Raw genomic sequence first — 20,598 nt, 5'->3', positions numbered from 1 at the left:
CGTCAAAAAAACCTGACCCCTACCATCTGTGGTCATGTCGGGGAAAAGCGGGCCCGCCCAGGCAGCAAAGCATCGCCGGGGCCAAAGACAGAACGAATCGTCGAGCCGATGCGAAGACCGGACTTCCCCTGCCGCCACCGTTTCATGGGTGGCCGCAGGGGCAGGTGATCTCCTGAACTAGCTGAACTCAGGAACCTTCTTCGCTTTCGCGACGGCGCAGCAGCGCCTCGCGCAACGTCGGCCGGGGGTTAAGCATCTCCGTCGCACGACCACCAAGCGTCATGAACACTTCCGTCATGGTGGGCGACCCGTCGGGGGACGGGATGGGGCTGCCGGGCTGGGAGGCCTGTGTGGAATTCGTGTCTGTCTTGGTCATGCTGGTCACCCTGGAAACATTGCTACGAACTGATCGCGTGGACGCCACGGGAAAGAATTTCCTTTCTTCGCGCGCTTCACGGACGCCCTGAAAGAAAAAGCTCAGGTCGCCGGGGCGTGGACGCTCCCGCGGGCTGAGGCGCGCCTTTGGAACAGGACTCCATTCATCGACGACACCCCTGTCCATCGGGTCCCCACTTATGGGCGATACCGATGGGCGGGGGGAAGAGTTCATTGAAAGCGAAGGCACACGTGAAGCCGCAGGTACCGTCCGCGCCGGACGCACCGGAGGACGGGAGAAGGGCTCCACCATGCGGGTCGTGTCCGGGCGCGGCTGCGCCGCCGGAGGGGCGACCGGCGCGGGGGCCGCAGGCGGCATCATGTTCGCATAGGGCACCGATGCCGGGTCCGGCGCGGCAGGCGGCGCCTGTTCGGCAACCGGCGGAACAGGCGGCGGCACGGTGTCCTGCACCGGCGCCTCGGGCGCAGGGGACGGGGCGGCGGCAACGGGGGCCGCAGGTTCGGGCTGTGCCGGCGTGGCCGCAACAGCAGAGGCCGGCGCGACAGGGGCTGGTGCTGCAGGGGCGGGAGCCACCGGCTCTGCCGGAACCTCGGCCGCGACCGGGGCCGGCTTCACCTCGGCCGGGGCAGGCGCAACCGGCTCGGCCTCAGGCTGCGGCGCGGACTGGGCCGCGACATCGGCATCAGGCGTGGAGTCGCCCGTTTCCTCTACCTTCTCTTCATGTTCCAGTTGATCCAGCCGTTTTTCGACCTGCGGGGGCACCGTTGTCGGCTCAAAGGAACGGTCGACAAACGGCCGGTAGGAATAGCCCCCTCCCTCAACGCCGAAGGAACGCAGGACCCGCTGAAAATCCTGCGGACTTTCGGCCCGCTTTCCCCCAGCGACATCATCAGACCCTGAAGCACTCACTTTATAGTCTCCTCTGCCCGCGCGATGTAAACGAGCAGCGTCAACGCTGCAGAATAGTAATCGGGCGCATGGTCCAGTGTCGGGAGTTCCCCGGCAGAATCAAGCCCCGTACATTCGGCAACCGCAAGATATCCGGGCGGGGCGTTGTATGGCGAACGCGCCCCGGTCGTCAGGTCAACCCACCCCGGCAGGGCACTGGCCCCGAAATTGTTCCAGAAGCGGCTGAAATCAGCCAGCACGTCCGGCGCCAGCATATGCGCCCAGTAAAGGTAGAGCGGCACACGAATCGCATCATAGGAGAAGCGCGGCGGCCATCCCGACGCGATCGACAGCGCGCCGGTGGTGCGGTTGACCGCCAGCCAGTCGGGAGGCAGGCGCCATTGCCCGAAACGCCCGGCGGAGACAAGGCGCAGCCCGTCCTTCATGACCGTGCGCCAGCGCGGGTCCGCCGTCAGGTCGAACGCCTGCAGCAGCGAAGGCATCACGTAATAGGACAGATTGAGGATCACGCTGTCCTTTTTGATGAACCCGGTCTTGCCGGGCATCAGGACGACATACGGCCCGACCTTCATCGTCATCAGGTTCACGACATCGCCGTAGATGGCCATGGCATCCTGAACGAAGTCGGCACGCTTGAACCGCTTGCCCGCCCGCCCCAGCGCCAGCGCGATCAGCAGGTCGCCATCGGTTGCGTTGTTCTTGTCAGGCACCGGCGGCTGATGGCCGCTGAGGTAGCGCCAGGAAAACAGCTTGTCATCGGTGTGCTGCAGGTTGGTGCGTGCCCAGACCCATATCGCCTCGAACGCGGCGAGGTCCCCTGCCTCCGCGGCGAACAGCATGCCATAGCCCTGCCCCTCGCTGTGGGATTCGCCACCGTTGCCCGTATCAATGATACGCCCGTCGGAGCGCAGGTACTTGCTGCGGAAGATGGCCCACTGCTGCATGACCGGATCGGGGGCGGCATCGTCCGCGGATGCGTTGCCGGACAAAAGCATCTGAGCACCTCCCATCGCCGCCATGACCGACATAAAGGAACGCCGCCCGACCCCGCGTGCGGTCGGAGAATTCTTTTCTTCAGTCATCATGGAAATCAACTGCATCAGACCTTACATATCCTCAAAGACGCGCATCCAGGGCACCACAGAAACCGGTCGCCAACACCATGGAACCATGATGGGCAGCGGACGCCGCCCCTGCGGCGGATCCATGCATGCCCCTTACGGCTCCCGAAAAATATCCGGACCGGATACAGCACAATTCCCGAAAAGCATCCCCGGTCATGGATTTACTTGGGATATCGCCTGCACCGCGCTCCGATCATAATCATCGCCCCGCCCTTGGCAAACAATGGCAAAGCCCATGCCACGATACGGCCCGACGGAAGTTGTAATTTTATCACAAGCCCCGATCCCGCAATTCCCGCACCATGCAGGAACCCGCACCGGGGACCTTCCCTCACCAGGGCAGGTGCTGCCTGAACAAACCAGACGCCCCATACCCGAAAGCTTAAGTCGGTGTAATAATATTCTTACGTTCGAAGAAAATTGGAAACCCGAAAGATATTTAAAATTTCAATCCGGGTTGATGCAGATCAATGACACTCATCTGCTGGCAAGTGGCGACGTGCCAATTTTGTATTATATTTACATCTTTACGGACAACAATGGAAAACAGCGGGACAGGAACCTGAAAAAGCAAGTAAAGCGCGCCCCTGCCCCTTTTGTGTGCCCGCTGGCATATCTGCCGGACAGATCCTGCCGCAGATTACGGCAGGCGCTCGTCAAGGGTGGCATCATTGGTGATGAACAGCCGCCGCATCATGTCATCGCGCGCGGACATCTTCAGGATATCGGCCAGCGTCCAGCGGTCCAGCACCTCCATGAACGCATCGAGCGCTGTGCCAAGGACGAAGTAGAACTGGCAGAATCCGCTCAGCACACATTCCTCGGCCTCGGTCTTGGGGCGCATGCACGATACCAGTTGCCGCTCTTCCTCGGTCAGGCGCACGACCGCGCCGATCCGGATCTCGTCCGCGGCCTGGCCCAGTTCGATCCCGCCGCCACGGCCGCGCACCGTGCGGATCAGGCCCGCACGCCCCAGCTTGTGGACGACCTTGACCATGTGGGTTTCCGACACCCTGTTGGCCTGCGCCACCTCACGTATCGAAACGCGCGTGTCGGGACGCAACGCCACGTAAAGCAGAACCCGGAGGGCATAATCGGTATGCAGGGTCAAACGCATCTAATCTGTTCGCATCTTCCGAAATGAAGGCGGGACATTACCACACGGCGTAATGACGGCCGCATTCCGCCCTGAAGCGTAAAAAACGATAATATTCCACACCCTACCGAAAAAAGCTTCCGCTATATTTCCATATAAGATTTATTGTGTTTTGTATATATTGCGCACCACATGCAATATTGGCCAATAACCGGGAACTGTCCGGCACAGGACTTAGGCCAGTGGGCGCATGGATTGAAAAGGTGAGAAGGCACGAACATGCCACTGATCCCGGCAGAAACGTGCCGCAGAACCAATGGCGTCCCGTACGGGATTCGAACCCGTGTTGCCGCCGTGAGAGGGCGGTGTCCTAGGCCTCTAGACGAACGGGACATGGCCGAAGGCGCTTCTAGAGGATTGCGGCCACCGACACAAGCGGACGAATCCCCCAAAATGCGATCTGCATGCTTTTTTCTTCCGCGATGGCCGGTTTCAGGGCGAAACCTGCAGGCGCCCGATGATGCGGTTACGGGCAAGGTCCCAGATGATGACACGGTCCGCCCCACCACCCGTCAGCGCCACCGCCAGCGTCGTGTCCCCCTGCCGCGCAAGCGAGGTGACATGCGTGCCCGCAGGTTCATCCAGCACCAGCCGCCCCAGATCCTGCGGCAGCACGGCCTGCGCGCCCGTGCCGGCCGCAGCCTGCACCGGTTCCGGTGCGCTGTCGCGGGGATGCGAAATCCGGTGCACCAGCACACCCACCAGCACCAGCGATCCCACCGCCAGCAGAACCCCCATGCCGATCACCGCCGCAAGCAGCGCGCGCGACCCCTGTTTTTCCATCGTGTGCTTTCCGTTTCCGAACGCGAGTTTTTCCATTACATGGACGCCCCATGACCCAAGACATCCAGCCTGCCCCCGTCATTGCCACCGTCGGGGATGCAGGGCAACGCACCGACCGCTTCATGGCCGACACGATCGGCACATTGTCGCGTTCGCGCATCAAGTCCCTGATGGAGGCCGGGCACCTCCTGCGCGATGGCGTGGTGCTTCGCGATCCGGCCGACCCGGTGCGCGCGGGCATGCGTTATGAACTGCGGGTGCCCGCCGCCGACCCGGCGACACCACAGGGGCAGGACATCGCGCTCGACATCCTGTTCGAGGACCGCGACCTGATCGTCATCGACAAGCCGGCGGGACTGGTGGTGCATCCCGCGCCGGGGAACGAGGACGGGACGCTGGTCAATGCGCTGCTGGGCCATTGTGGCGACAGCTTGACGGGGATCGGCGGCGAACGTCGCCCCGGCATCGTGCACCGGCTGGACAAGGATACATCGGGCGTCATGGTGGCGGCCAAGACCGAACTGGCGCACCAGGCGCTGTCCGCCGCCTTTGCCAGTCGCGATATCGAACGTGCCTACCAGGCGGTGTGCTGGGGTGTGCTGACCCCCACTACGGGATCGTTCGATGGCGCGATCGGGCGCGACCGGCGCGACCGCAAGCGCATGGCCGTCATCAGCAATGGCGGCGGCAAGCATGCCATGACCCATTACCGCACGCTCGATACCTTCCATGGCAGCCTCAGCCATGTGGAATGCAAGCTCGCGACCGGGCGCACGCACCAGATCCGGGTGCATTTCGCCCATGCGGGACACGCGCTGGTGGGGGATCCGACCTACCTGCGGCGCATTCCCGCCGCCGCGCGCGGCCTCCCTGCCGACGCCCGCGCCGCGGCACTGGATTTCCCCCGCCAGGCGCTGCATGCCGCGCGCCTTGGCTTCGTGCATCCACGCACGGGCGAACACCTGCTGTTCGAGACGCAGCCCCCGCGCGATTTCCAAGACCTGCTTGCCGCGATTGGCTGATATTAAGGCGGTTTAATGCGGCTTTCCTTGACGCCACCGCCAAGGGACAGTATCGCTTGGAACTGTTCGCCGGGGCCGACGCCCCCAGGCTAACTGGACGTCCTGCACGATATCGCCCATTCCGGGGATGTCCTGTGGGGACGACAACAAGTCCAGTCGTGCGTCTCTCGGAAAACGGCTGCAACCCGTCGGTCGCCTGCTCGTTACAGACTGACCCCGCCAGCTTGTTTATCCGGACACAGGAGTCCGATTCTGATGGCCTCTTCTTCCGCAATTCTATCCGGTCCCGAACACAACCTGTCAAAGTACCTTCGGGATATCCGCAAATTTCCGATGCTCTCCCCCGAGGAAGAGCTGAAACTGTCGCGCCTGTGGAAGGAAAAGGGCGACACGGAAGCAGCACATAAACTGGTCACCTCCCACCTGCGTCTGGTGGCAAAGATCGCGATGGGCTATCGCGGTTATGGCCTGCCGGTGGGCGAACTGATCAGCGAAGGCAACATCGGCATGATGCAGGCCGTGCGCCGTTTCGATCCCGAACGCGGGTTCCGTCTGGCCACATATGCCATGTGGTGGATCCGCGCCGCAATTCAAGAATACATCCTGCACAGTTGGTCGCTGGTGAAGATCGGCACCACCGCCGCGCAGAAAAAGCTGTTCTTCAACCTGCGTCGCCTCAAGGGGCAGATGCAGGCCATCGACGATGGCGACCTGCAGCCTGAACAGGTGGACAAGATCGCAAAGTCGCTGGGCGTTCCGGAACAAGACGTCGTCAACATGAACCGGCGGCTGTCCGCCCCGGATCACAGCCTGAACGCCCCCCTGCGCGCCGACAGCGAAGGGGAATGGCAGGACTGGCTGGTGGATGACCACGACAACCAGGAACAGACCCTTGCCGAAAACGAGGAATATTCCGGGCGCAAGGCGCTGCTGGCCAATGCGATGAAGTCCCTGAACGAGCGTGAACGCCATATCCTGACCGAACGCCGCCTTAAGGACGATCCGGCGACCCTCGAAGACCTGTCGCACGTCTACAACATCTCGCGCGAACGGATGCGCCAGATCGAGGTCCGCGCCTTTGAAAAGGTGCAGAACGCGATGAAGGCCGAAGTCGCGGCCCGGCGTGAGGAACATGAAAAGGCCCACAAGGGCTGAAACAACGCTGGCGGAACCATGAAAAACGGCCCGGGAGAGCAATCCCCCGGGCCGTTTTCATTATATTCCTGAAATCAATAAAAGTTTTTGGATGCCGCCTTTTTGAAAAAAGGCGACGTCTCTTTGAAGCTTTTTAGAGCAAAAGCTTCACCAAAAACTTTTATCCTTCTTCCTCAATCCTCGAACGGATCGCGCATCAGGATCGTGTCGTCACGTTCCGGGCTGGTGGACAGCATGGTGACTGGCGCCTCCACCAGTTCCTCGATCCGGCGGACATACTTGATCGCCTGCGCGGGCAGGTCCGCCCAGGAACGCGCGCCATGGGTCGTGCCTTCCCAGCCCTCCATCGTCTCAAACACCGGGCGGATGCGCGCCTGTGCGGCGGGGGCGGACGGGAAATGCGTGGTCTTCACCCCGTCGAGTTCATAACCGACGCAGATGCTGATCTCCTTGAGGCCATCGAGCACGTCAAGCTTCGTCAGCGCCAGTCCGTTGACGCCCCCGACGCGCACGGCGCGACGCACCAGCACGGCATCGAACCAGCCACAGCGGCGCGGACGACCGGTGACGGTGCCGAATTCATGCCCGCGCTCGCCCAGCGTGCGGCCCATCTCGTCATGCAGTTCGCTGGGGAACGGCCCCTCGCCCACGCGGGTGGTGTAGGCCTTGGCGATACCCAGCACGAAGCCGACGGATGTCGGGCTGACGCCGCTGCCGGTGCCTGCATTCGCCGCGACCGTGTTGGAGCTTGTGACATACGGGTAGGTCCCGTGGTCCACGTCAAGCATGACGGCCTGCGCGCCCTCGAACAGGATGCGCGACCCGGCGCGGCGGCTGTCGTCAAGCAGGTCCCAGACGGGGGCCATGAACGGCAGCACACGCGGCGCGATACCGGTCAGGAACGCCATCAGTTCGTCCTTGGTGAAGGTCGCGGCCCCCAGGCCACGCAGCAGCGTGTTGTGGTGCAGCAGCAGTTCGTCGAGCTTCCAGTCCAGCGTCTCCGGCTCCGCAAGGTCGCACAGGCGGATCGCACGGCGCGCCACCTTGTCCTCGTACGCGGGGCCGATGCCACGGCCGGTCGTGCCGATCTTGCGCTCGCCACGCGCGGCCTCACGCGCGCGGTCAAGCGCACCATGCACCGGCAGGATCAGCGGCGCGTTCTCCGCGATCTTCAGCGTGTCGGGCGTGACCTTCAGGCCCTGCGCCGTCACACGGTCGATTTCCTTGAGCAGCGCCTCGGGATCGACGACGACGCCGTTGCCGATCACACCCGTCTTGCCACGCACCAGCCCCGAGGGCAGCAGCGACAGCTTGTAGGTCTGATCGCCAACCACCAGCGTATGCCCGGCATTGTGGCCGCCCTGAAACCGCACGACGATGTCCGCGCGGCTGGCCAGCCAGTCAACGATCTTGCCCTTGCCCTCGTCACCCCACTGGGTGCCGATAACGGTGACGTTGGACATGTACTGCTCCTCGCTCTGCTTCTCTGACGATCCGGATGCGCATCGTCAGGCGCGACCGGAAGGAAATCCATGATGATGAAAGAAAAAACTCAGTCCGCCTGACCCGCGCCCTGCACCGGCTCCAGCTTTCCGCCAACCGCGACGAAGGCACAGCCAAGGCGGTGCGCCTCCGCCGCCGGGTCGGCAATCTCGCCCAGGGCCGCGACCGTCGCATAACCCTGCGCCCGCAGCGCCTGCCCCACACGCGGGTCCATCCCCCACGGCACGAACACCCGCATGCGCCGCGCACGCGGGGGGGCCACACGCAGGATCACGTCCGGACGCAGCGTCAGCCCGCAGGCGGGTTCATCGTCATTGGAACGATAACGCCCACCCCGGCCAAGTTCCTCCTGCCGGCCCAGCGCGTAAACGCTGACGCACACGCCGGTATGGTACTGCCACCCGCGGAATTCGACCGGATCGACCGTCAGGCGGATGCCCGGCACCCGCTTTTCAATGGCTGCAACCGTGGCCGCCAGACGGTCACTGTGCACGCGCGCGGCACCAGGCAGGCTGACCCGCGACAGGACATCAAGCGCACGATGCGCCGACCCCGCCGCATGCAGCAGTTCCGTCAGCACCGGGGCCAGCGCCCCGCCATGGCGCGCCACGGCGGCCGCGTCCTTGCGGTCCAGCGCGCGCAGCAGGGCGGAACGGGCCACCGGGGTCAGTGGCTCCGCAGCCAGCAGCGCGGTCGTCAGCGGCGGCATCGTCAGGTCGAAGGAAACATGCGGCACGCCCAGCACCTGCAATGCCTCGGCACCCAGCGCCACGATTTCCGCATCCGCGACGGGCGTGTCGGGACCGATCAGTTCGATCCCCGCCTGCAGGATCTGCCGGTCGGTATCGCGCGCAGGCCCGCCCATCATCACGCACGCCCCGGCATAGGACAGGCGCAGCGGCCGGGGTTCATTCGCAAGGCGGGTGGCCGCGATCCGCGCGATCTGTGGCGTCATGTCGGGACGCAGCGCCATCATCCGGCGCGTGTCGGGATCCATCAGGCGGAAGGTCTGTTCCGCGACGGCCGCCCCCGACCCCGTCAGCATCGTCTCCTCGAACTCCAGCAGCGGCGGCGAAACCCGGTCATATCCATGGGTGGCGAACACCCGCATCAGGGTTTCAAGTCCGCTGGCCTCCGCCTCTGCCGCGGGGGGCAGCACATCGACGAAACCGGCAGGCAGCAGCGCGGGATTGAGGGGCGGGTCATCCGTCATGGTTCGGGCCTATGTCTTGGCGTGCGCGCATCAGGCGGCAGGACGTGGCGCCATGCACCACGCACACGGGGCGGAAAAGGGATCAGATATAGGTCGCGCGGACCTGCGCATGCGCCCAGTCGAGCCACGGCACGACCGCCGCAAGGTCCGAGGACTCCACCGTCGCCCCACCCCACAGGCGCAGGCCCGGCGGCGCATCGCGGTAGCTGCCGACATCCATCGCCACACCTTCGGCCGCCAGCAGCGCCACGATCTCCCGCGCGGCCTTCGTCTGCGTCTCATGGTCCAGCGCGGTGAACCACGGCGCGACGATACGCAGGCAGATGGCCGTGCTGGAGCGATGGCGCGGCGACGCGGCAAGGAAGGAGGCCCAGTCGCTGCGTGCCTCCCATTCCTCGATCACGGCGAGGTTGGCGCGACTGCGCGCGATCAGTCCCTTAAGGCCACCGACATGCTCCGCCCAGCGCAGTCCGTCGAGCGCATCCTCCACACACAGCATGGAGGGCGTATTGATCGTATCGCCGTGGAAGATACCCTCGATCAGGCCGTTCTTGTTCGTCAGGCGGAAAATCTTGGGCAGCGGGCGCGGCGCGGGCTGCGAGGTCAGGCGTTCGACCGCGCGTGGCGACAGGGCGAGCATGCCGTGCGCGGCCTCCCCGCCCAGCACCTTCTGCCACGACCATGTCACGACATCGAGCCTGTCCCACGGCAGGTCCATCGCGAACGCGGCCGATGTCGCGTCACAGATCACCAGTCCCTCGCGCCCGGGGGGGATGGCGTCGCCATCGGCAAAGCGCGCGCCAGACGTCGTGCCGTTCCATGTCAGGACCACATCGCGCGACCAGTCCACGTCCGCAAGGTCGGGCACCTCGCCATACCCCGCCTTCAGGACGCGGGCATTGGGAAGCTGGAGCTGCGCGATGATGTCATTGGCCCATGTGGCCGAAAAGCTTTCGAACGCCAGGACATCGACCGGGCGCGGACCCAGCAGCGACCACAGCACCATCTCCACCGCACCCGTATCGGACGCGGGCACGATGCCCAGACGCCAGTCGGCCGGCATGCCAAGGATGTCGCGCGAACGGGTGATGACCTCGTCCAGGCGTGCGCGCCCCTCTTTTGAACGATGCGAACGCCCCACCAGCGCCGAGGACAGCGCCGCCACGGACCATCCCGGCCGCTTGGCGCAGGGGCCGGAGGAAAAGCACGGGTTGAGGGGCCGTGCCGACGGCTTTTCGATCTGGATTTCGGGCAAGGAAAACATCGTCCTGTTCGCAACGCGGGCAAAAGGGACGGCGCATCACGACACGATATGATGCGCCAACTGGTACGAGAGGGGGGATTCGAACCCCCATGCCTTGCGGCGGTCGATTTTGAGTCGACTACGTCTACCGTTCCGTCACTCTCGCATGCTGGCCTGCTTAACAGTAAAACAGGGCCGGTGGCAATTCATCGCACACCGCGCAGGCCGCGCGGGCGCACATATCATATCCCAGGCGTGCCCTCCAGCCCCAGCATCAGGGCGATATTCTGGATCGCGGCCCCTGACGCCCCCTTGCCAAGGTTGTCCAGGCGCGCGGTCAGCACTGCCTGGCGATGCGCCTCGTTCACATGCACGCGCAGTTCCATCCGGTCCGTCCCCGCCAGTGTATCGGCGCACAGGCTGCTGCAGGCCTCCGGCACGCTGATGCGGTCCGACCCACGGTAATGCGCCGCCAGCGCCGCATGCAGGTCCGCGCCCCGCACGCCATGGCCCAGCAGGTCGAGGTGCAGCGGGATGGACACGATCATCCCCTGCGGGAAATGCCCGACCGACGGGACGAACACCGGCACGCGCGACAGGCCGGAATAGAGCTGAGCCTCCGGCAGGTGCTTGTGCTGCAACGCCAGTCCATACAGTTCGAACGCCGGGCCGCCATCGCGCTCATGCGCCTCGATCATTGTCCGCCCCCCGCCGCTATAGCCACTGACGGCGTTGACGGTAATGGGGTAATCCGCAGACACCAGCCCCGCCGCGACCAGCGGGTGCAGGAGGCCGATAATGCCCGTGGGATAACAGCCCGGATTGGCAACGCGCGGGGCCTTGCGGATGGCCTGCGCCTGCTCCGCGCGCATTTCGGGGAAGCCATAGACCCAGCCGGGCGCCGTGCGGAACGCCGTGCTGGCGTCGAGGACGCGCGGCGCATGATGCCCCCCCGCCGCGAGTTCATCGACCATCGCCACCGCATCGCGCGCGGCCGCGTCGGGCAGGCACAGCACCACGAGGTCCACCGCCGACATCAGTTCGCGCCGGGCGTCAGGGTCCTTGCGTCGCGCGGCGTCAATGGAGCGCACATCCACCGGCAGCCCCTCAAGGCGCGTGCGGATCCCCAGGCCGGTCGTGCCTGCTTCCCCGTCAATGAATACCGATGGCCGTGCGTGCGTGTTCATATCCCTGTTTCCCGGCAAGATCCGTCCGACATTGCGTGGACTGGCGGACTATACAATCATCACCCGCCGCCGCAACCACAACAGGAGCGCACGATGCCCGACACCCCCACCACTACGGCCACGCCCGACACGCCAGAGGCACGGCTCGCACTTGGCAGGCTGCTCGACATCATGGCGCGCCTGCGCGACCCGGTGACGGGATGCCCGTGGGACCGGGAACAGGATTTCGCCACCATCGCCCCCTACGCGATCGAGGAAGCGTACGAGGTCGCCGACACCATCGCCCGGCAGGACTGGGACAGCCTGCCCGACGAACTGGGCGACCTGCTTTTGCAGGTGGTCTATCACGCGCAGATGGCGGCGGAGGCCGGGATGTTCGACTTCGCCACCGTCGCGCGCCTGATCGGGGACAAGATGGTACGCCGCCATCCCCATGTCTTTGGCGATGCGACACTGGCGCAGGGACAGTGGGAGGACGGCAAGGAACGCGAACGCGCCGCGCGTGACCGTCGCGGTACGCTCGATGACGTGCCGGTCGGCCTGCCCGCCCTGCTGCGCGCGCGCAAGCTGTCGGCACGTGCGGCGCGCGTCGGCTTCGACTGGGACAACGCGGCCGATGTCATGGACAAGGTGGACGAGGAAGTGGCCGAACTGAAGGCCGAACTCGACAGTGGCGACAGGGCGCGGATGCAGGACGAACTTGGCGACGTGCTGTTCACGCTCGCCACACTCGCGCGCAAACTCGACCTTGATCCCGAAGCCTGCCTGCGCCACGCCAACGCCAAGTTCACCCGCCGTTTCACGGAAATGGAGCATGACCTCGCGGATCGCGGGCTGGCCCTGCGCGATGTCGATGTCGGCGTGATGGAAGAAGGCTGGCAGGTGGTGAAACGGCGCGAACGCGGGGAGATCTGAACAAATCAAAGGTTTTTAGTGAAGCTTTTTCCAAAAAGCTTCGAAAGACGCCGCCTTTTTCGATCAAAAGGCGGCACCCAAAAACTCTTATTCGTTTACCTGCCACCCGGCACACTGAACAGCAGGTCATGCAGCGCCTGCCAGCCTGCACGGTCCGGGGCATAAAGCAGGCCCCCCTCGCGGTCCGTCACACGATAGGGGGTGCCATCGAAATGCGCGGCGTATCCCCCGGCCTCCTGATGGATCAGCCATCCCGCCAGGTGGTCCCACGGCAGGGTGCGGTTGAACAGCAGGAAATGGCATTTCCCATCGACCAGCATCAGGTATTCATGCGCGGCACAGCGAAAATCCCACGATCCCATCACCCGCGGCAGGTTATGTGTCACGGTGTCACGCAGGTCCGGCGCAAGGTAGCGCCACGACGCATTGCCCGACATCTGCTGCGGTGGTGCGGGGGACGCCACGCGCATCGGCCGCCGTCCACCATCCCGGTCATGCAGCCATGCCCCCTGCCCCCGCGCCGCCACCGCCGCGACATCGCAGACCGGGTCGAGGATGACACCACCCACCACCTCGCCGTGTGCCACGGCGGACACCATGACGCCAAACAGCGGCACACCGGCGGCATAATTTGCAGTGCCGTCGATCGGGTCGATCACAAAGGCCAGCGCCGCCGTCCCCAGTCCGGACAGCAGCGCGGGATTGGCGGCAACCGCTTCCTCCCCCACCACCAGCGCATCGGGATACAGGTCACGCAGGGCACGGGTGATGGCGCGTTCCGCAGCCTCGTCCGCCGCCGTCACGACATCCAGCGCGGATGTCTTGGTGCGGATATCGGCATGATCCAGCCGCCGGAAACGTGACATGACCTCGCTACGTGCGGCATCACGCATCAGGCCAAGGATCGTTTCCATATCCCCGATGCCAATCCGGTCCGCCATTGCCCGCTCCTCCCTGTCCTGCGCAGGACAGTCTTGGCCCCGTCACGGCCCGAACGCCACCCCCATGCCGGTCACACAACGGTCATCACAATGGGGAGCGTTTCAAAAAGCAGAAGTTTTCTGGAGGCCACCTTTTTTCAAAAAGGCAGCGTTCCCTGAAGCTTTTTGAAAAAAGCTTCACCAAAAACTTTTATTATTTTAACGCAATCCCTCAGCTATCCAGACAGGTGACGCCATCGGCGTGCTGCATCTCGAACCGCGCGCGATTGGCGGGCGACAGGCGCACGCGCATGTCCACCGCATCCTCATGGTCCGTACGCTCGATCACCTCGCCATGTTCATACAGCCATGCCATCGCCGCCCCGTCGGCAGGCGGCACGCGATAATGCACCAGTTCCATCGCATGCGTCAGGCGTTCGTCAATGGCGGCGAGCAGGTCGGGCAGGCCATCGCCGGTGATCGCGGAAATGACGATCGCGCCGGGACGCGCGCCCACCGCCTCGCGCCCGCCCATCAGGTCGGCCTTGTTCAGCACCTCGATCACCCGCGACTGCCAGTCGGGTTCGATCGTGCCACTATGGGCCATGCCTTCGAGAACCTCGATCACATCGGCGCGCTGCGCCGCCGTCTCCGGGTGAGAGGCGTCACGGACATGCAGGATGATGTCGGCCTCTGCCACTTCCTCCAGCGTCGCGCGGAAGGCGGCGATCAGTTCGGTGGGCAGGTCGCTGATGAATCCCACCGTATCCGACAGGATGATCTGACGCCCCGACGGCAGGCGGATGCCGCGCATCGTGGGGTCCAGTGTCGCGAACAACTGGTCCTGCGCATAGACGCTGGCCCCGGTAAGCGCGTTGAACAGCGTGGACTTGCCCGCATTGGTGTAGCCGACAAGGGCGACGACAGGGAACGGCACGCGCTTGCGCGCCTGGCGGTGCAGGCCGCGCGTGCGGCGCACCTGCTCAAGCTCCCGCTTGAGGCGCACGATACGGTCACCGATCATGCGGCGGTCGGCCTCGATCTGGGTTTCGCCCGGGCCGCCGAGGAAGCCGAAGCCACCGCGCTGGCGTTCCAGATGGGTCCATGTCCGCACAAGGCGGCTGCGCTGGTATTCAAGGTGCGCGAGTTCGACCTGAAGCGAGCCTTCCTTCGTCGCGGCGCGTTCGCCAAAGATGTCGAGGATCAGCGCCGTACGGTCGATGACCTTGCAGCCAAGCGCGCGTTCAAGGTTGCGCTGCTGCACCGGGGTCAGGCGGGAATCGATGATGACGACGGTAATATTGTCCGCCCGCACGGTCGCATGCAGCGACTCGACCTGCCCGCTGCCCAGCAGGGTGGCCGGACGGCGCGCGCGCAGCAGCAGCACCGCCTTGCAGATGATGACCAGCCCGATGGAGGCGGCAAGCCCCACGGCCTCTTCCAGCCGGGCTTCGGCGGCGCGGCTTTCATCCTGCCGGTCGGGACGTTCCCATGGCAGGATGACGGCAGCGCGCGTCATGACCGGTCCGGGCGTCGATGTCACAGGAATTCGCCGCTACCGGCCATGGGGGCGGCGTCCTCGCCCTCGGCGGCGGGGGGTTCGAACAGGGTGACGGGACTTGCGGGCATCACGGTGCTGATCGCGTGCTTGTACACCAGCTGCGTATGCCCATCACGGCGCAGCAGGACGGAAAAATTGTCGAACCATGTAATGATTCCCTGCAGCTTTACGCCATTCACAAGGAAAATCGTAACAGGGGTCTTGGATCGACGGACGTGGTTCAGGAAGACATCCTGAACATTCTGCGAAGGGTCTTTTGCCACGGCTGGGCCTTACTTTGTTGCTGTTGGGCGGTTCACACAACATGGGCGCACCCATGTCCGTGCTACGGCGTTGCCACCGTCCGTATCACGGTTCATTGTTTAGCAGGCCTGCGATCATGGGGCAAAATCTCAGGCAGGGTTGCGGTCTTCCGATGTGACGCCAAGCTGCTTGAGCTTGCGATGCAGGGCGCTGCGTTCCATGCCCACGAAACCGGCCGTACGGCTGATATTGCAGCCAAAGCGCAACAGTTGCGCCTGCAGGTACTGGGTTTCGAACAGGTCGCGCGCCTCCCGCAGGGGCAGGCCCATCACATCCTCGTCGGAATCGAATTTCAGCAGCGCGGGCGCACCATCGCCCACCCCCGATGGCAGCATGTCCGCACGGATCGGGTCGGTGCCGTTGCCCGGCATCATGATCAGCAGGCGTTCCATCAGGTTGCGCAGTTCGCGCACATTGCCCGGCCATTCGTAATTCTGCAGCGCCGCGATCGCATCGCCCGACAGTTCGCGCAGCGGCAGGCCCGCATTTTCCGCCGCCCGGCGCAGGAACAGGCGCGCAAGGTCGGGAATGTCCTCGCGCCGTTCGCGCAGGCCCGGCACACGCAGCGGCACGACGGCAAGGCGGTAGTACAGGTCCTCGCGGAAGCGGCCGGCGGAAATCTCGGCCTGCAGGTCGCGATTCGTCGTCGCCAGGACGCGCACGTCCACCTTTACCCGGCGTGAACCGCCCAGACGCTCGAACGTCTGGTCCTGCAGCGCGCGCACGATCTTGCCCTGTGTCTCCAGCGGCATGTCCGAGACCTCGTCGAGCACCAGCGTCCCGCCATGGGCCCGCTCCAGCACGCCGGTACGACGCCCCGCGCCATCCTCGGTTCCTTCGATGCCGAACAATTCCTCCTCGAACCGGCCCGGCGCAAGGGTGGCGCAGTTCAGGACGATGAACGGCCCCTCCGCACGGCGCGAACTGGCATGGATCATGCGCGCGGCCACTTCCTTGCCCGCACCCGCGGCCCCGGAAATCAGCACCCGCGATCCGGTGGGCGCCACGCGGTCGATCTGGTTGCGCACCGCGACGATCGCCGCACTGCGCCCGTCAAGCATCGCCTCTGATCCCGCGCGCAGGCGCAGTTCCGCATTTTCACGCGCAAGACGCGACGCCTCCAGCGCACGGCGCACCACGACAAGCAGGCGGTCCGACTGGAAAGGCTTTTCGATAAAGTCATACGCCCCGTGCTGGAGCGCCGCGACAGCGGTCTCGATCGTGCCATGACCCGAGATCATGACAACCGGCACGGAGGGTTCTTCCTTGTGGAAGACATTGAGGATCCCCAGCCCGTCAAGGCGTGATCCCTGCAGCCACACATCGAGGATGACAAGCGACGGGCGGCGTTCGCGAAAGGCGCTGATGGCGGAATCGGCATCGCCTGCCAGCCGTGTCTCGTATCCCTCGTCGCTCAGGATTCCCTCGATAAGCAGCCTTATGTCAGGCTCGTCATCGACGATCAGGATTTCATGTCCCATGGTCGTCCTTTATCGGCAAAATCAACGTCGAAACAGCTCCCCTACCTTCGGGACAATCTTCTAGACCTACACTGCCCCCATGGTCTTCCAGAATCTTCTTGACGATTGCAAGACCCAGACCCGTGCCCTTGGGCTTGTGCGTCACATAGGGCTCCGTCAGGCGGGTGCGGTCTTCCACCGGCAACCCGATCCCGTCATCCGCAACCGACAGGCGCACGACGCCATGCCCGCAGGACAGGTCAAGGCGGATCGTCCCGGCAATGCCATCGCCATCGTGCGCAGCATCCCCTTCTTTGGGGCGCATGGCAATGGCGTCGGCGGAATTCTGCAGAAGGTTTGTCAGCGCCTGCCCGATCAGGCGACGGTCGCATTCGACCATCGGCCCACGATCCGGCAGGTTGACCACATACCGGATTTCAGGATGCGCGCTGCGTTGCAGGATCAGGGTTTCGCGCACGATCCGCGAAAAATCCTCGTCGCGCATCACTGGCTGCGGCATCCGCGCGAACGCGGAAAATTCATCGACCATGCGCCCGATATCGCCCACATGGCGCACGATCGTGTCCACACATTGCGAAAATGTGTCCGGGTCGGAGGCGATTTCACGCAGGAACCGACGCTTCAGCCGCTCCGCCGCAAGCTGGATCGGGGTCAGGGGATTCTTGATCTCGTGCGCGATGCGGCGCGCCACGTCCGCCCACGCCGCCTTGCGCTGCGCCACCTGCAGCGCCGTGATGTCATCGAACGTCACGACATAGCCATCCGCCACGTCGCCGGTCACACTGCTCTGCATCTCCGCGCCGATACGCACCAGCAGCGTGCATGAACGCGTGCCCGCGACCACATGCACCTCGTCCGTCAGTTCGCGGTTCACCCCGCGCGCCACCTGTTCCAGCATGGGCGCGAATTCCGGCACCACATCCACCAGCCGCATACCCACCGCGTCATTGAGGTCGCGGTGCAGAAGCACGCTGGCCGCGCGATTGGGCAGTTCGATGACATGATGGGAATCGAGGCCGATCACCCCCGCCGACACGCCCGACAGCACGGCCTCGGTAAAGCGGCGGCGCTCGTTGATCTGGGTGGAGGCGTTCATCAGTTCGGTGCGCTGGGTCGAAAGCTGGTCGGTCATGCGGTTGAACGCACGCGACAGGCTGGAGACCTCGTCATCGCCATCGCCCTCGGGCACGCGGGAGGCGAGATCGCCGCGACTGACCCGTTCGGAGGCAAGGATCAGCAGGCTGAGCGGACGCACGATCTGCGTCGCCAGCACCAGTCCGATCAGGATCGCAGCCCCCAGCACGAGGATCGCGACCAGCGCGAAGATCAGCACGAAGGTGAACTGGATCTTCGCGCGGTTGCGGTTGAGGCGCTGGTAATCGCTGACCACGCTTTCGGTCTTGCGCATGTGGCCAAGGATGTCGGGATCCACCGGGCGGGAGATCATCAGCATCAGCGGCGGCGTATCACCAAGGGAGATGACCGCGCGCACCGTCTTTTCATCCGGGGAATCGAGGATGGCGATATCGTTGGTCCGCGCCATCAGCGTCGCGGCCGGCGGCGGCAGGTCCTGGCGGTATCCCGAATGTCCCATCAGCCCGCCGGAGGCGACGACGGTATTGGTGATCGGGTCATAGATGACCGCCATGTTCAGCCCGCGCAGCGTCGCCTGCGAATCCAGGATCTGCCCCAGCGCGTCGGGATCGCGCATCAGGTCGGTCCCGTTGCCGAGCAGCCCGCTCTGCGCGCTGACGAGGTAATTGGCGAGCGAGAACGCCTCCGTGCGGATATTGGCGTTATGTTCCTGCAGGTATCCGCGCGATGCCTCCAGCGCCTCGTTCAGGGCGGTGTTGACGCGGTCGCTGAACCAGATCTGGATGCCATAGTGGAAGAAGATGGCCGCGAACACGCCCACGACGATGGTCGGCGCCACCGCGACAATGCCAAACAGCGTCATCAGCCGTACATGCAGCCGTGCCCCCGCCAGCCCGCTGCGCCGTTCGGCCAGCATCCGCCCCACCTGTTCCGTAAGCGCGGTTGCCAGCAGCAGCAGCACGAGGAAATTGAGGATGAAGATCAGCGCCTCGATCTGCGGATGGCGCGCAAGCGACATCCCCCCCGACAGCACGACGAACGTCGCCACCCCGAGGCACAGCGCAAGCAGCACCAGCAGGAGCGAGACATTGCGCTGCACCAGCAGGTCCAGCCCGCGCCGTACCAGCCCATGCGCGCCATCGAGGTCGCCACCCGTTCCCGACATGGATCAGCCACCACCGCGCACGACGGGAATGTCGAGGTCGCGTATCTTCTTGCGTAGCGTGTTGCGGTTCAGGCCCAGCATCGCCGCCGCCTTGATCTGGTTGCCGCGCGTGGCCGACAGCGTCATGCTGATGAGCGGGCGTTCGACCTCCGCGATCACCTTGTCGTAAATGTCGTGCAGCGGCATCCCGTCCTGCCCCGTTTCCAGGAAATGGCGGATATGCCGTCCCACCGCGTCCGACAGCGTTTCGTTATCGCGCACGGCCCCTTCCGCCGCCGGGGTGGACATGGCCTGCGCCTCCGCCAGTTCATGTTCGATCAGGTCCGCGCCCAGCGTCTCCTGCGGATACAGTGCGTTGAGCCTGCGCATCAGGTTTTCAAGCTCACGCACGTTCCCCGGCCAGCGATAGGCCTGCAGCGGCGCGATCGCCGCGTCCTCCAGTATCTTGGCGGGCGTGCCGTCCTCATGGCAGGCATTGAGGAAATGCCGCGCCAGCAGGGGAATGTCCTCCACCCGTTCGCGCAGCGGCGGCAGGCGCATCGGCACGACATTGAGGCGGTAGTACAGGTCCTCGCGGAACGTGCCGGCGCGGATCGCCTGGCGCAGGTCGCGATGGGTGGCGGCGATGATGCGCACGTTCGCCTGCACCGGCTGCACGCCGCCCACGGTCGTGAACTCCCCATCCTGCAGCACGCGCAAAAGCCGCGTCTGCGCCTCGGGCGGCATGTCCCCGATCTCGTCAAGGAACAGCGTCCCGCCCGCCGCCTGCTCGAACCGGCCGGCGACACGGCTGGTCGCCCCCGCGAACGCGCCGCGTTCATGGCCGAACAGTTCGCTTTCGATCATGTCGCGCGGGACGGCGGCCATGTTGATCGCGACGAACGGCCCGGCGCGGCGGCGGCCATATTCATGCAGCGCGCGCGCGACGAGTTCCTTGCCCGTGCCGCTCTCGCCCGAGATCATGACCGTCAGGTCCGACGTCGTCAGCCGCGCGATGATGCGGTAGATGTCCTGCATCACGACCGAACGCCCGATCAGGGGCATCTGCTCCTCGGGCTGGGCCACGGCGGGCGCGGGCACGACGGTGGCGGGCGTCGCCAGCGCGCGCGCCACCACGGCAAGGACTTCCTTCAGGTCGAACGGCTTGGGCAGGTATTCGAACGCCACGCGCTGCGTCGCCTGCACGGCCGTCGTCAGCGTGGACTGCGCGCTCATGACCACGACACGCAGGTCGGGCCGCACCCGGCGGATGCGCGGGATCAGGTCCAGCCCGTTGATGTCCGGCATCACGACATCGGTGATGACCAGGTCGCCTTCGCCTTCCTCCACCCACTGCCACAGGGTGGCGGCATGCGCCGTGGCGCGCACCTGGTATCCCGCGCGCCCAAGCGCCTGGCTGAGCACGGTGCGGATGGAACGGTCATCATCGGCAACAAGGATGGTCGGCAGCGACATGGGGGCTTTAC

The 20,598-nt window shown here is 64.9% G+C and carries 17 protein-coding genes and 2 tRNA genes; 3 read left to right on the top strand and 16 right to left on the bottom strand.

Going from position 1 to position 20,598, the window contains the following annotated elements; all coding sequences use genetic code 11:
- Positions 1-187 precede the first annotated feature (187 nt).
- The 5 genes from CFR72_RS18235 to CFR72_RS01835 all read right to left on the bottom strand — a co-directional run bounded on the left by CFR72_RS18235 (position 188) and on the right by CFR72_RS01835 (position 4,369).
- The gene (locus tag CFR72_RS18235; RefSeq protein WP_110912352.1) at positions 188-1,306 is read right to left on the bottom strand and encodes a hypothetical protein; all 1,119 of its coding nucleotides are present in this window, start codon (positions 1,304-1,306) and stop codon (positions 188-190) included.
- Positions 1,303-2,391: a glycosyl hydrolase family 8 gene (locus tag CFR72_RS01850; RefSeq protein WP_167400270.1), complete on the bottom strand. Its 1,089-nt coding sequence runs from the start codon at positions 2,389-2,391 to the stop codon at positions 1,303-1,305. Before CFR72_RS01850 ends, CFR72_RS18235 begins: the two co-directional genes overlap by 4 nt.
- Positions 2,392-3,070: 679 nt before the next feature.
- Positions 3,071-3,547, bottom strand: a complete 477-nt coding sequence (locus tag CFR72_RS01845; protein WP_110912350.1) for an RrF2 family transcriptional regulator — start codon at positions 3,545-3,547, stop codon at positions 3,071-3,073.
- A 296-nt stretch (positions 3,548-3,843) separates the two neighbouring features.
- Positions 3,844-3,919: transfer RNA gene (locus CFR72_RS01840), tRNA-Glu, on the bottom strand.
- Between the two features lie 99 nt (positions 3,920-4,018).
- On the bottom strand, positions 4,019-4,369 hold the full coding sequence (locus tag CFR72_RS01835) for a hypothetical protein (protein ID WP_110912401.1): 351 nt from the start codon (positions 4,367-4,369) through the stop codon (positions 4,019-4,021).
- 50 nt (positions 4,370-4,419) lie between these two features.
- Here CFR72_RS01835 and CFR72_RS01830 point away from each other — a divergent pair, with 50 nt between their 5' ends.
- A complete protein-coding gene (locus tag CFR72_RS01830; RefSeq protein ID WP_110912349.1) occupies positions 4,420-5,391 on the top strand; it encodes an RluA family pseudouridine synthase in 972 nt (323 codons plus the stop codon).
- Positions 5,392-5,646: 255 nt separating this feature from the next.
- A complete protein-coding gene (gene rpoH, locus CFR72_RS01825; RefSeq protein WP_208629937.1) occupies positions 5,647-6,546 on the top strand; it encodes an RNA polymerase sigma factor RpoH in 900 nt (299 codons plus the stop codon).
- Between the two features lie 173 nt (positions 6,547-6,719).
- On the opposite strand, the gene CFR72_RS01820 is transcribed toward rpoH, so the two are convergent.
- From CFR72_RS01820 to argC, 5 genes are all read right to left on the bottom strand, one after another.
- Positions 6,720-8,009 carry an adenylosuccinate synthase gene (locus CFR72_RS01820; RefSeq protein WP_110912347.1) on the bottom strand — a complete coding sequence of 430 codons (1,290 nt, stop codon included), beginning with the start codon at positions 8,007-8,009 and terminating at the stop codon, positions 6,720-6,722.
- Positions 8,010-8,098: 89 nt separating this feature from the next.
- Positions 8,099-9,262 carry an ATP phosphoribosyltransferase regulatory subunit gene (locus tag CFR72_RS01815; protein ID WP_110912346.1) on the bottom strand — a complete coding sequence of 388 codons (1,164 nt, stop codon included), beginning with the start codon at positions 9,260-9,262 and terminating at the stop codon, positions 8,099-8,101.
- Between the two features lie 82 nt (positions 9,263-9,344).
- A complete protein-coding gene (locus tag CFR72_RS01810; protein WP_110912345.1) occupies positions 9,345-10,526 on the bottom strand; it encodes a phosphoserine transaminase in 1,182 nt (393 codons plus the stop codon).
- A 61-nt stretch (positions 10,527-10,587) separates the two neighbouring features.
- A tRNA-Leu gene (locus CFR72_RS01805) sits at positions 10,588-10,671 on the bottom strand.
- Between the two features lie 76 nt (positions 10,672-10,747).
- On the bottom strand, positions 10,748-11,692 hold the full coding sequence (gene argC / locus CFR72_RS01800; RefSeq protein WP_110912344.1) for an N-acetyl-gamma-glutamyl-phosphate reductase: 945 nt from the start codon (positions 11,690-11,692) through the stop codon (positions 10,748-10,750).
- A gap of 93 nt (positions 11,693-11,785) precedes the next feature.
- Here argC and mazG point away from each other — a divergent pair, with 93 nt between their 5' ends.
- A complete protein-coding gene (gene mazG / locus CFR72_RS01795) occupies positions 11,786-12,607 on the top strand; it encodes a nucleoside triphosphate pyrophosphohydrolase (protein WP_110912343.1) in 822 nt (273 codons plus the stop codon).
- A gap of 95 nt (positions 12,608-12,702) precedes the next feature.
- Here the strand turns inward: mazG and CFR72_RS01790 are convergent, their stop codons facing one another.
- From CFR72_RS01790 to ntrC, 6 genes are all read right to left on the bottom strand, one after another.
- Positions 12,703-13,548, bottom strand: a complete 846-nt coding sequence (locus tag CFR72_RS01790) for an inositol monophosphatase family protein (protein WP_110912342.1) — start codon at positions 13,546-13,548, stop codon at positions 12,703-12,705.
- Positions 13,549-13,759: 211 nt separating this feature from the next.
- Positions 13,760-15,046 carry a GTPase HflX gene (gene hflX / locus CFR72_RS01785; protein ID WP_110912400.1) on the bottom strand — a complete coding sequence of 429 codons (1,287 nt, stop codon included), beginning with the start codon at positions 15,044-15,046 and terminating at the stop codon, positions 13,760-13,762.
- A gap of 20 nt (positions 15,047-15,066) precedes the next feature.
- Positions 15,067-15,351, bottom strand: a complete 285-nt coding sequence (hfq, locus tag CFR72_RS01780) for an RNA chaperone Hfq (RefSeq protein ID WP_110912341.1) — start codon at positions 15,349-15,351, stop codon at positions 15,067-15,069.
- Positions 15,352-15,480: 129 nt separating this feature from the next.
- Entirely contained in the window at positions 15,481-16,872 is a 1,392-nt protein-coding gene (gene ntrX / locus CFR72_RS01775) for a nitrogen assimilation response regulator NtrX (RefSeq protein WP_110912340.1), read from the bottom strand.
- Positions 16,862-19,132: a sensor histidine kinase NtrY-like gene (locus tag CFR72_RS01770; protein WP_110912339.1), complete on the bottom strand. Its 2,271-nt coding sequence runs from the start codon at positions 19,130-19,132 to the stop codon at positions 16,862-16,864. Before CFR72_RS01770 ends, ntrX begins: the two co-directional genes overlap by 11 nt.
- Positions 19,133-19,135: 3 nt before the next feature.
- On the bottom strand, positions 19,136-20,587 hold the full coding sequence (gene ntrC / locus CFR72_RS01765) for a nitrogen regulation protein NR(I) (RefSeq protein ID WP_110912338.1): 1,452 nt from the start codon (positions 20,585-20,587) through the stop codon (positions 19,136-19,138).
- Between the last annotated feature and the right edge of the window lie 11 nt (positions 20,588-20,598).

Origin of the sequence: Gluconacetobacter entanii (assembly GCF_003206495.1) — a bacterium.
GTDB lineage: Bacteria > Pseudomonadota > Alphaproteobacteria > Acetobacterales > Acetobacteraceae > Novacetimonas > Novacetimonas entanii.
This window is presented reverse-complemented; position numbering and strand designations above follow the sequence as displayed.

What these genes read in the sequence shown, in the direction of transcription:
- CFR72_RS01850 (WP_167400270.1), bottom strand. Translation starts at nt 2,391, where the DNA reads ATGATGACTGAAGAAAAGAATTCTCCGACCGCACGCGGGGTCGGGCGG.
- CFR72_RS01845 (WP_110912350.1), bottom strand. Translation starts at nt 3,547, where the DNA reads ATGCGTTTGACCCTGCATACCGATTATGCCCTCCGGGTTCTGCTTTAC.
- CFR72_RS01835 (WP_110912401.1), bottom strand. Translation starts at nt 4,369, where the DNA reads ATGGAAAAACAGGGGTCGCGCGCGCTGCTTGCGGCGGTGATCGGCATG.
- CFR72_RS01830 (WP_110912349.1), top strand. Translation starts at nt 4,420, where the DNA reads ATGACCCAAGACATCCAGCCTGCCCCCGTCATTGCCACCGTCGGGGAT.
- rpoH (WP_208629937.1), top strand. Translation starts at nt 5,647, where the DNA reads ATGGCCTCTTCTTCCGCAATTCTATCCGGTCCCGAACACAACCTGTCA.
- CFR72_RS01820 (WP_110912347.1), bottom strand. Translation starts at nt 8,009, where the DNA reads ATGTCCAACGTCACCGTTATCGGCACCCAGTGGGGTGACGAGGGCAAG.
- CFR72_RS01815 (WP_110912346.1), bottom strand. Translation starts at nt 9,262, where the DNA reads ATGACGGATGACCCGCCCCTCAATCCCGCGCTGCTGCCTGCCGGTTTC.
- CFR72_RS01810 (WP_110912345.1), bottom strand. Translation starts at nt 10,526, where the DNA reads ATGTTTTCCTTGCCCGAAATCCAGATCGAAAAGCCGTCGGCACGGCCC.
- argC (WP_110912344.1), bottom strand. Translation starts at nt 11,692, where the DNA reads ATGAACACGCACGCACGGCCATCGGTATTCATTGACGGGGAAGCAGGC.
- mazG (WP_110912343.1), top strand. Translation starts at nt 11,786, where the DNA reads ATGCCCGACACCCCCACCACTACGGCCACGCCCGACACGCCAGAGGCA.
- CFR72_RS01790 (WP_110912342.1), bottom strand. Translation starts at nt 13,548, where the DNA reads ATGGCGGACCGGATTGGCATCGGGGATATGGAAACGATCCTTGGCCTG.
- hflX (WP_110912400.1), bottom strand. Translation starts at nt 15,046, where the DNA reads ATGACGCGCGCTGCCGTCATCCTGCCATGGGAACGTCCCGACCGGCAG.
- ntrX (WP_110912340.1), bottom strand. Translation starts at nt 16,872, where the DNA reads ATGGGACATGAAATCCTGATCGTCGATGACGAGCCTGACATAAGGCTG.
- CFR72_RS01770 (WP_110912339.1), bottom strand. Translation starts at nt 19,132, where the DNA reads ATGTCGGGAACGGGTGGCGACCTCGATGGCGCGCATGGGCTGGTACGG.
- ntrC (WP_110912338.1), bottom strand. Translation starts at nt 20,587, where the DNA reads ATGTCGCTGCCGACCATCCTTGTTGCCGATGATGACCGTTCCATCCGC.